Raw genomic sequence first — 11145 nt, 5'->3', positions numbered from 1 at the left:
AGACTAGGGAACCATGAGCGACCCACGGACCACTCCGTCGATCTTCACCCGCGGCGCGGTCGATCTCAGCGCGCTGCGTGCCCCCGCACCCACCCCCACCCGCGCCGAGGGCGCGCCGAGTCCGGGCGGTCCGCCGAGCGGCGGTGGCGGTGTCACTGTGATCGACGTCACCGAGGCCACGTTCCAGAGCGAAGTGCTGGAGCGGTCGCTCACCACGCCTGTCGTCATCGACTTCTGGGCCGAGTGGTGCCAGCCGTGCAAGCAGCTCTCGCCGATCCTGGAAAAGCTCGCCGTCGAGGGTGACGGCGCGTGGGTGCTGGCCAAGGTCGACGTCGACAGCAACCCGCGGCTCGCGCAGATGTTCCGGGTCCAGGGCATCCCGATGGTCTACGCCGTGGTGGGCGGCCAGCCGGTCGACGCGTTCACCGGCGTGGTGCCCGAGCCGCAGCTGCGCCAGTGGATCGACGCGGTGCTCAAGGCGGGCGGCGTGCAGGCGCCGGCCGCGCCTGAAGACCCGCGCCTGATCGAGGCCGACGACGCGCTGATGACCGGCGACCTCGACACGGCCGAGCAGGCATACAAGAAGCTCCTCGCCGACTCGCCCGCCGACGCGGCCGCCGAGGCCGGGCTCGCGCACGTCGCCCTCGCCCGCCGCGTGGTCGGCGTCGACCCGCGGGCCGCGCTCACCGACGCCGAGGCCAAGCCCGACGACGTGGCCGTCCAGCTGCTCGCCGCCGACGTCGAGGTGCTCAGCGGCCTCGCCGACCAGGCGTACAAGCGGCTTGTCGACCTTGTCCGCCGCACCTCCGGAGACGAGCGCGAGGAGATCCGCAAGCACCTGCTGTCGCTGTTCACCATCGCCGGACCCGACGATCCGGCGGTCGCCAGCGCACGGCGGGCCCTCGCGAGCGCGCTCTTCTAGCGGCCGCCCATGCGCCGCATCGCCATCCTCGACGCACCGTCGAACCTCGGCCTGCGCCCGCCGACCGAGACGTCGGTGCCGGGCTGTGCGAAGGCGCCCGGCGCGCTGCGCGACCACGACCTGGTGGCCCGCCTCGCCGCCCGCGACGCGGGCTGCCTGACCCCGCCGCGGTACGACCCGGGCGACTGGCGTCCGGGCGACGGGGTGTGCCACGCCGAGCAGATCGCGGCGTACTCGGTGGCGCTGGCCGACCGCATCGGCTCGATCATCGACGCCGGCGAGTTTCCGGTCGTGCTCGGTGGCGACTGCTCCATCCTGCTCGGCTCCGCCCTGGCCATGCACCGCCAGGGAGATGTGGTGGGCGGCCGGATCGGCCTCGTGTTCGTCGACGGTCACTCCGACTTCCGCCACCCCGGCAACGCCTCGTACGTCGGCGCCGCCGCCGGCGAGGACCTGGCCCTGGCCACCGGCCGCGGCCAGGCCGACCTCGCCGGCATCGAGGGCCGCCGGCCGTACTACCGCGACGTCGACGTGGTGGTGCTGGGCATTCGCGCGCAGGACGAGTACCGGCTCGACCTCCAGGCCGCGGGCATCATCACCCGCCCGGTGCCCGCGCTGCGCGTCGAGGGCGCGGCCCGCACCGCACAGTGGGCGCGTGACCAGCTGAGCGACTGTTCCGGCTACTGGGTGCACATCGACGTCGATGTGCTCGACCCCGCCGTGATGCCCGCGGTCGACGCGCCCGATCCGGGTGGCATCGCCTTCGCCGAGCTCGAGCTGCTGCTCTCCGGCCTGGTCGACACGCCACGCTGCCTGGGCGTGGAGATCACCGTCTTCGACCCCGACTACGACCCCGACGGCTCGTACGCCGCCGAGATCGTGGAGACGGTGGTGGCCGGCCTGGCCCCGGTCCGCATGGCCGACCCGTCCCCACCCCCGGCGGCTGGTCCCTCGCCAGCGGCAGAGCCGGTTTCGTCTCCGCCCGCGGCGGTTCCGTCTCCGCCCGCGGCGGTTTCGTCTCCGGGTGGGGTGGTTTCGCCTGCGGGCGCGCCCGATTCGTCGGAAAGCGAGGGCCCGTCGGCAGCCGGCGCCGTCTCACTGGAAAGCGAGGGCCGGCAGGCGACCGCGGGGGCCTCGCTGGAAGGCGAGGGTCCGCAGGCCACGGTGCCGAAAGCCGACGTACGCGCGGCGGAGGCGGTCGCACCGCCGGCCCGCAAGCCGCTGCCTTCGGAGTCGGATGCCGGCATCGCGTCGGCCGTGACACCGGCCGGCCGTGCGGCGGCGGGATCGGGCTTCCGCACCACGCCCGGAGTCGGTGGCTCCACTGTGGAGGGTGCGGCTCCTCCGCCGATGCTCGTCGACAGCGCCGCCGCCGAGGTGCTCGCCGCTGCCGCCGCGGCGGCGGGGATCCGCAAGCCCCCGGCCGCCCGCAAAGCCCCGGACGACGAGACAAGCGTGCGCCCGCCCGCCACCTCCGACGCGAAGCCCGCCCCGCGCAGAGAGTCCAAACCGGAGCCCGCGGGGCGCGCAAAACCGGAGTCCACCGATAGCACGAAGACCGCGCCCGCGGGTCGCGCAAAGCCGGAGTCCACCGGGCGCGCAAAGGCGGAGTCCACCGAGAGCACGAAGACCGAGCCCGCGGGACGGCCGAAGGCTGAGCCTGAGTCGCGCCGGAAGGCTGGATCCCTGCGACGCACGAAGGACGAGCCCGAGCCAGGCACACGCGATGCCGCGGAGCCGGATGTCCGTCTGCGGGGCAAGGCCGAGCCGGAGTCGGATGTCCGTCCGCGGGGCAGGGCGGAGCCGGAGCCGGATGTCCGTCCGCGGGGCAAGGCCGACCTGGAGTCGGATGTCCGCCTGCGGGGCAGGGCAGAGCCGGAGTCGGATGTCCGTCCGCGGGGCAAGGCCGAGCCGGAGTCGGGTGCCCGCCCGCGAAAGGCCGAGACGGATTCCGGGCTGCGCCGCAAAGCGGAGTCGGCGTGGATGGACGTCGCCGCCGACCTGGCCGCGCGGCGGGGTACACCGGCCGCGCGCCGGCCCGCCGACTCAGGGCCGGTCGGCCTGCGGAGAGTCGACGATCCCGGGCCGGTTGGCCTGCGGAGGGTTGACGACTTGGGGCCGGGAGGCTTGCGGAGGGCCGACGACTCCGGGCCGGCGACCCTGCGTCGTGGCGGTGCGGCGGAGCCGGCGTGGAAGGACGACCCGCCACCGCCCGCGAGCGACGACGACGACCCGGCCGCGCGTGAAGACGACGAGGAGCCGTCCGGCGCGCGGGACAACGGAGAAGGGCAGGCAGAGGGCGGGGTTTCCGTGCCGGCGTTCGAGCCGTTCGGCCCGCCGGCTAAGGCGGGGCCGGGGCGCTTGCGCCGCTCCAAGAAACCCCCGCCGGCCGAGATCGCCTAGCGCGGGGACGATGGCCGCCTCTCCGCGGCCGCTAAATAGGTGTGAGCTGCCGCGGTGTTCGTCGATGGCCGTCGGGATGACGCGGGGCTACGGGAGTGTGTGGCTCGCTTGCTCGGCGGTTGTCGTTTTGTCCCACGTTGTCTTCCTCTGGCTCGGCGGTGCGAGGATGCCGGGTGACGGCAGGTCTTTCACCAGCCCGTTATCCGAAACCCGCGCAGATCCAAGCCTGTCGTGCGGTTTCGGGCTAACGATCACGGTGCCGTCCACATCCTGAGCCGTTCTTCCAACAAGTGGGAGAGGGCTACTACTCCGCATGATCGTTAGCCCGATAGGGGCGTGGTCTTCGGCGTTTCACAGCCATTTCGGGCTAACGATCATGGCGCTTCCCGGATGCCGGGCCGATGATCCCGAAAGCTGGGACGTCGAGCCCAAGCTTGAGCCCCGGGCAAAGGATCACGGCCTCACCCGTCACGCTCACCCCGGGTCATGCCGTGCACGGTTCGTTCGTCCACAATGCCCGTTGCTGAGGCGCCGGGTGCCGGACCGGACAGAGGCATAATCACCGCGAGTAACCGCCGCGACGGCGTGAACGGGGGTCCGATGCCAGATCTTGGAGAGTTAGGGCGCCATACCAGGCCGAAGGTTTCGGCTCGCCCTGCGAGCCGCCGGCCGGGAACGGTGCCCGCGGGAGCATACGGTCCGCAGCTGACACGGACCTGGGAAATTCTGTTCCGGATTTGACCCGTGCATTGTGGAGCGACCCCGGCGGACGTCGCGGTAGCTCGGGTCTACCCACGGAGCGGGCGGACCCGGAAGGCTTGGGGTCAGCGCAGGCCGCGGAGGAACTTCTCCGCGATCGGCACCGAGCTTGTCGTCGTGCTGTCGCCCTTCTCGACGAAGACGGCGAACGCGATGTCGCCCTGCCACCCCACCCACCAGGTGTGCGCGTGAGCGGGGTTGTTGTCGTACTCGGCGGTGCCGGTCTTCCCGTACACCGGCTCGCCGGGCACGTCCTTGAGCTGCGAACCGGTGCCGCTGGTGACGACCTCGCGCATCATTGTGCGGACGGCCTCGACCGAGCCGGCGTTGAGCTCGGGGCCGGGCGCGGCCTTCGCGGCGGGCGCGGGGTCGGTCAGGATCGTGGGCTGCTGCCACTGGCCGCGGGCGACCCCGGCGGTGGCGGCGGCCATCGCGAGCGGGCTGACCACCGTGGTGCCCTGGCCGAACGAGGCCGACGCGCGCTCGGTGGCCGAGCCGCCCGTGGAGACCTTGCCGGAGAAGGCGTCCACGCCCAGATCCCACTTGCCCTCCAGCCCCAGTGAACGGCCGGTCGTGGCCAGCCCGTCGTCGCCGAGTTTGGGGGCGAGGCCGATGAACGCGGTGTTGCACGAGCGGGCGAAGTCGACCCGGAACGGGACGCTGCCGAGGGCCATGTCGTGCGAGTTCTTGTACGTGCGGCCGTCGACCGTGGCGTTCTTCGGGCAGTCGACCTTCGTGTCGAGCGTGACCGCGCCCTTGTCGAGCAGGGCGAGTGCGGAGACCATCTTGAACGTCGAGCCGGGTGGGACCGAGCCGGTGAAGGCGAGGTTGACGTCGCCGGTGTTGGCGACCGCGGCCACCGTGCCGTCGTGTACCCGGATCGCGACCAGCGCGGCGGGCTTGCCGGAGCCGCGCAGTGCGCTGTCCGCGGCCTGCTGGATCTTCGGGTCGAGCGTGGTCTTCAACGGGGTGCCGGGCTTGGGCTCGGCGCTGAACACCTCCGCCACCTCCTCGGTGGTCTTCTCGGCGCCCTCGCCGCTCTTGCGCACGATCTTCACGGTCTGGCCGGTGCCGCCGCGCAGCCGGTCGTCGTACCGCTCCTGGAGGCCACCATGCCCGATGATGTCGCCCACGACGAACTTGCCCGGATTGGTGTCGATGTCCTCTTTCTGCACCGGGTCGACGGTGCCCAGCAGCGCGCGGGCGAACTCGCGGGTCGGCGCCAGGTAGCGCGTCTCCTCGCGGAAGCGGGTGCCGGGCAGGTCGTGCAGCCGCACGGTGATCTTGTTGTACGCCTCCTTGCGGAGCGTGACCACGTCGACGAAATGGTCCGGCTTGGCGGCGGCCGCGCGGGCCGGCAGGTCATCGAGCCCGACCTCGACGCCGACCGACTTGAAGGCCGCGTCCAGGTCCTTGACCAGCTGTTTCATCCCGACGACCTCGTTGGGCTGGATGCCGACCACGACCACCGGGCGGGCCTCCACGATCGGCTTGCCGGCGGCGTCGAGGATCGACGCGCGCCCTGCGGTCTCCCGTTCGAGGGCGAACTCGTCACCCGCTGTGAGCTTCTCCTGAACGATCTTGGGCTCCCAGATCACCTGCCACTTGTCGTCGTCGCCCTTGTTGAGGCGGACGGTGGTCGGGTAGGTCCAGTGCGCGCCGCCGGGCAGCGTCCAGTCGACGTTGACGGTGCTGGTCGCGATGTCTTTGGTGACCGACGGCTCACCCGCACGGGTGACTGCCGGCGGAGTGGCGGCAAGCTCGCCGGAAAGCGCCTTGATCTGGGTCACGACGTCGGCGGCCGGGATCTTCTGCCCGCCCGGGTCGACGAAGCCCACCGCGTCGAGATTGCCCGAACGCCACCCGGACAGGAACGCGTCGACGCTCTTTTCCGGCCCGTCTCCACTCCCGCAGGCGGTCAAAACGCCCGCGGCCAGCACAATCGCCGCCACCCCGTAAGTCACACGCATTCCGTGACGGTAGTACGAGCGTGCGGGTCACCGATGCCCCGCATCCTGCCTATACCGGCTAGGTCCGGGTACTTGGGAAGGGCCTAGTCTGAACAGAGACGGCCCACAGCGTGGTGGGCGAGGGGGGAGTGTGCACCCATGGTCCGGCGAGCGGACATGCCATCGGCCGACCGGATCGGCGCCGGCGCGAGCGTCGACACCATCGCGGGCGGCACGCTCCCGGATCTGCCGAGCGTCGACGAGGTGGAGGACGCCGAGATCGACGAGCCAGTCCCCAGCACCGAGCGCCTCGTCGCGCAGGCCGTGGCGCTGGCCGGCGACGACCATGACGCGGCGGCGCTGGTCGACCGGTTCTGGCGGTTCGCGCCCGACGAGGAGCTGATCGGCTACACGGCGGCCGAGATGCTGGCCGCCGCGCGCAGCCACCGCGAGCTCGCCGAGCAGCGGGTGCCGGGCGAGCTCAAGCTGCGGATCAGCGAGCCGGGCGCGGCCGACGACCACACCGTGATCGAGATCGTCACCGACGACATGCCGTTTCTCGTCGACTCGGTGACCGCGTTGCTCAGCGCCCACCACCTCGACGTCCACCTGCTCGTACACCCGCTGATCGTGGTGCGTCGCGAGCCGCTCGGAAAGCTCGCCGAGGTCGCCGCCGAGGTGGAGGCCGACGACGCGATCGCCGGCGACATCGTCGAGAGCTGGATGCACGTCGAGGTCGACCCGGTCCGTGACGCGGTGGCCCGCGAGCAGCTGCGGCGCGAGCTCCAGCGGGTGCTCACCGACGTGCGCGAGGCGGTCGAAGACTGGCCGAAGATGCGCCGCCGGGCGACGGCCATCGCCGACCAGCTCGCCGCCGCGCGCAACACGCCGGACCGCCCGCCCGTACCCGAAAAGGACATCACCGACTCGGTCGAGCTGCTGCGGTGGCTGGCCGACGACCACTTCACGTTCCTGGGATACCGGGAGTACCGGCTGGTCGAGGGTGAGGGCGACGAAAAGCTGCTGGAGGCGGTCATGGGCACCGGCCTCGGCATCCTCCGGCAGGATCAGACCGCGCCCCGGGTGATCTCCTCGATGACGCCGGAGGCGTACGCGAAGGTGCTGGAAAAGCGCCTCCTGATCATCACGAAGGCCAACTCGCGGGCCACGGTCCACCGCTCGGCGTACCTCGACTACATCGGCATCAAGATCTTCGACGTGGCCGGTGACGTGGTCGGCGAGCGCCGCTTCCTCGGGCTCTTCTCCACGGCGGCCTACCGCACCAGCGTGCGCGACCTGCCCGTGGTGCGCCGCAAGGTCGCCGAGGTGCTCGACCGCTCCGGCCTCTCGCCGCGCAGCCACTCCGGCAAAGACCTGCTCCAGATCCTGGAGACGTACCCGCGCGACGAGCTCTTCCAGATCAAGACCGACGACCTGTACCAGGCGGTCATCGGCGTGCTGCGCATGGCCGGCCGCCGCCAGCTGCGCCTCTTCCTGCGCCGCGACGGGTACGGGCGGTTCATCTCCTGCCTCATCTACCTGCCCCGCGACCGCTTCACCACGCAAAACCGGCTCAAGATGCAGGAGATCCTCCTCCGCGAGCTCAACGGCATCGGCGTCGACTACACCACCCGGGTGACCGAGTCGACGCTGGCCCGGATCCACTTCATCGTGCGCACCGAGCCGGGCAACCCGCCGGGCGAGGTCGACCCGAACGCGCTCGCCGAGCAGCTCGCCGACGCCACCCGCCTGTGGGAAGACGACTTCCGCCTGGTGCTGGAGCGCAAGCTCGGCGACGAGCAGGCCAAGCGCCTCTACCACCGGTACGCGGACGCCTTCCCGGAGGGCTACAAGGACGAGCACGCCCCGTTCGAGGCGGTGAAGGACCTCGCCAAGCTGGAGCTGCTCGACGAGCTGGGCCAGCTGGAGATGCACCTCTACCGCAAGGACGAAGACAGCGACGACGTCCGCTTCAAGATCTACCGCTACGGCGAGCCGATGGTGCTCTCCGCCGTCCTGCCGGTGCTGCACTCGCTCGGTGTGCAGGCGATGGACGAGCGGCCGTACGAGCTGCGCCGCCCCGACGCCGCCGTCTACCTGTACGACTTCGGGCTCCGGCTGCCCGAGGCGCACCGCGCCCTGGCCGAAGTGCGACCGCACGTGGAAAACGCGTTCGCGGCCGCGTGGCGGGGCGAGGCCGAGGTCGACGGGCTCAACGAGCTGGTGCTGCGCGCCGGGCTCACCTGGCGGCAGGTGGTGGTGCTGCGGGCGTACGCGAAGTACCTGCGCCAGGCGGGCACGTTCTTCACGCAGCGGTACATGGAGACCACGTTCATCGAAAACCCGGTGATCGCGGGGCTGCTGGTGCGGCTCTTCGAGACCCGCTTCGCGCCCCGCCCGGCGCTCACCGACGAGGAGCGGGCGGAGCGCAGCGCCGAGCTGATCGAGGAGATCCGCAAGCAGCTCGACGCGGTGGAGAGCCTCGACCAGGACCGGATCCTCCGCTCGTACCTCACGCTGATCCAGGCCACGCTGCGCACCTCGTTCTTCCAGCGGGGCGGCGACCAGCGGCCGAAGTCGTACATCGCCTTCAAGCTCGACCCGCAGGCGATCCCCGACCTGCCGGCGCCCCGTCCCAAGTTCGAGATCTTCGTGTACTCGCCCCGCTTCGAGGGCGTGCACCTGCGCTTCGGGCCGGTCGCGCGCGGCGGGCTGCGCTGGTCCGACCGGCGTGAGGACTACCGCACCGAGGTGCTCGGCCTGGTCAAGGCGCAGATGGTGAAAAACGCGGTGATCGTGCCGGTGGGCGCCAAGGGCGGCTTCGTCCTGAAAAAGAAGGTGGGCGACCGCGAGGAGGCGGTGGAGTGCTACAAGCGCTTCATCGGCGCGCTGCTCGACGTCACCGACAACATCGTCGGCGGCAAGGTGACCCCGCCGCGTGACGTGGTGCGCCACGACCCGGATGACACCTACCTCGTGGTGGCCGCCGACAAGGGCACCGCCACGTTCTCCGACATCGCCAACGAGATCTCGGTGCGGCGCGGATTCTGGCTCGGCGACGCGTTCGCCTCGGGCGGCTCGGCCGGCTACGACCACAAGAAGATGGGCATCACCGCCCGCGGCGCGTGGGAGTCGGTCAAGCGGCACTTCAGAGATCTGGACGTCGACTCACAGACGCAAGACTTCACCACGGTCGGGGTCGGCGACATGTCCGGCGACGTTTTCGGCAACGGCATGCTGCTCTCCCGCCACATCAAGCTCGTGGCCGCCTTCGACCACCGGCACATCTTCATCGACCCGACGCCCGATCCGGAACGCTCCTATGTGGAGCGCAAGCGACTGTTCGACCTGCCGCGCTCGTCGTGGGCCGACTACGACGGCGAGCTCATCTCCGAGGGCGGTGGCGTCTTCCCGCGTACCCTCAAGTCCATCCAAATCACGCCACAGATGCGCGCGGCGCTCGGCATCGACGAGGGTGTGCGGGCACTTTCGCCGCCGGAGCTGATGCGTTCGATCCTGCTGGCGCCGGTCGATCTACTGTGGAACGGCGGGATCGGCACCTACGTCAAGGCGACCGACGAATCCAATGTGGAGGTCGGTGACAAGGCCAACGACGCGATCCGGGTCAACGGCGGGCAGCTGCGCGCCAAAGTCGTCGGCGAGGGCGGAAACCTCGGCCTGACCCAGCGGGGGCGGGTGGAGTTCGCGCTCAAGGGCGGTCACATCTACACCGACTTCATCGACAACTCGGCCGGCGTCGACTGCTCCGACCACGAGGTCAACATCAAGATCCTGCTCGGCGGTGCGATCGCGGACGGCGAGATGACCACGCCGGAACGCGACGCGCTGCTCGCCGAGATGACCGACGAGGTCGCCGATCTGGTGCTGCGGGACAACTACGACCAGGCGTGCGCGCTGGGCAACGCGCGGGCGCAGGCCGACTCGCTGCTGCCGGTACATCGGCGGATGCTGAGCGAGCTTGAGCGTTCCGGCGGGCTCGACCGCCAGATCGAGGGGCTCCCCGCCGACGAGGAGCTCGACGAGCGTGAGGGCGGCCTGACCACGCCGGAGTTCGCGGTGCTGCTCGCCTACGTCAAGATCGCGCTGGAAAAGGAGCTGCTCGCCGACCCGATCGCCGACGAGGAGTGGGCGGCCGAGGTGCTGGAGGAGTACTTCCCGACGCCGCTGCGCGAGCGCTGCGCCGGCCGCATGCGTGGGCACCGGCTGCGCCGCGAGATCGTCGTCACCCAGCTCGTCAACGAGGTGGTCAACCGCGGCGGTACGTCCTTTGTGTTTCGTGCCATCGAGGAGTCGGGTGCCTCGGCCTCCGACATCATCCGGGCGTACGTGGTGGTGCGCGAGATCTTCGGCCTGCGCGACGTCTGGGCGGCCGTGGAAGGGCTCGACAACCAGGTGCCCACCTCCGCACAGACGATGATCTACCTGGAGACCCGCCGGCTGCTCGACCGCGCGGTGCGGTGGTTGGTCTCATCTCGACGGTCCCCATTGGACGTGCCGGGCGAGATCGAGCGGCTGCGCGCCGGCATCGCCGACCTCCTGCCCAAGCTGGAAACGCTCTTCCGGGGCACGGAGCGGGAAACGCTGCGCGCCCACGCGACCGGGCTCGCCTCCCGCGGCCTGCCCGCGCCGCTGGCCGAGCAGACCACCCGCCTGGTGTACGGCTTCGGCCTGCTCGACGTCGTCGAGGTGGCCAACAAGACCGGACATCCGCTGGAGCGGGTGGCGGAGGTCTACTTCGTCCTGTCCGAACAGTTCCGGGTTGACGAGCTGCTCTCGAAGATCTCGCTGCTGCCCCGGGCAGACCGCTGGGAGACGCTGGCCCGCATGGCGCTCCGCTACGACCTGTACGCCGCGCTCGCCGCGCTCACCGCCGAGGTGCTCAACTCCACGCCCACGGACCTGCCCGCCCCGCAACGGGTACGCGCCTGGGAGGAGGCGAACGCGTCGTCCATCGCCCGCACCCGCAACGCGCTCGGCGAGTTCGGCGACTCGCGGGCCGACCTGGCGGCGCTTTCGGTGCTGCTGCGCCAGATCCGCACGCTCGTCCGCACCGCTTCCGCCGCGTGATCCGCACCACAGCGATGCGCGCGA

General features: G+C 71.0%; 3 protein-coding genes and 1 pseudogene. 3 read left to right on the top strand and 1 reads right to left on the bottom strand.

From position 1 onward, the window contains the following. Nucleotides 1-13: 13 nt before the first annotated feature. Nucleotides 14-922 carry a tetratricopeptide repeat protein gene (locus AC5L36_RS41290; protein ID WP_441224271.1) on the top strand — a complete coding sequence of 303 codons (909 nt, stop codon included), beginning with the start codon at nt 14-16 and terminating at the stop codon, nt 920-922. Nucleotides 923-931: 9 nt separating this feature from the next. Continuing rightward, nucleotides 932-1835 (top strand): annotated as a pseudogene (locus AC5L36_RS41285) (arginase family protein); the annotation flags it as partial. A 2314-nt stretch (nt 1836-4149) separates the two neighbouring features. Here AC5L36_RS41285 and AC5L36_RS41280 read toward each other — a convergent pair. Then, nucleotides 4150-6054, bottom strand: coding sequence for a penicillin-binding transpeptidase domain-containing protein (locus AC5L36_RS41280; protein WP_441224270.1), 1905 nt, complete (start codon nt 6052-6054; stop codon nt 4150-4152). Between the two features lie 156 nt (nt 6055-6210). Here AC5L36_RS41280 and AC5L36_RS41275 point away from each other — a divergent pair, with 156 nt between their 5' ends. Beyond that, nucleotides 6211-11121: an NAD-glutamate dehydrogenase gene (locus tag AC5L36_RS41275; protein ID WP_441224269.1), complete on the top strand. Its 4911-nt coding sequence runs from the start codon at nt 6211-6213 to the stop codon at nt 11119-11121. The last annotated feature ends 24 nt before the right edge of the window (nt 11122-11145 follow it).

Source organism: Phytohabitans sp. LZ39, assembly GCF_059359075.1.
This window is presented reverse-complemented; position numbering and strand designations above follow the sequence as displayed.

Bases quoted from the DNA above. Each gene is read 5' to 3' on its own strand.
- AC5L36_RS41290 (WP_441224271.1), top strand. From the start codon at position 14: ATGAGCGACCCACGGACCACTCCGTCGATCTTCACCCGCGGCGCGGTC.
- AC5L36_RS41280 (WP_441224270.1), bottom strand. From the start codon at position 6,054: ATGCGTGTGACTTACGGGGTGGCGGCGATTGTGCTGGCCGCGGGCGTT.
- AC5L36_RS41275 (WP_441224269.1), top strand. From the start codon at position 6,211: ATGCCATCGGCCGACCGGATCGGCGCCGGCGCGAGCGTCGACACCATC.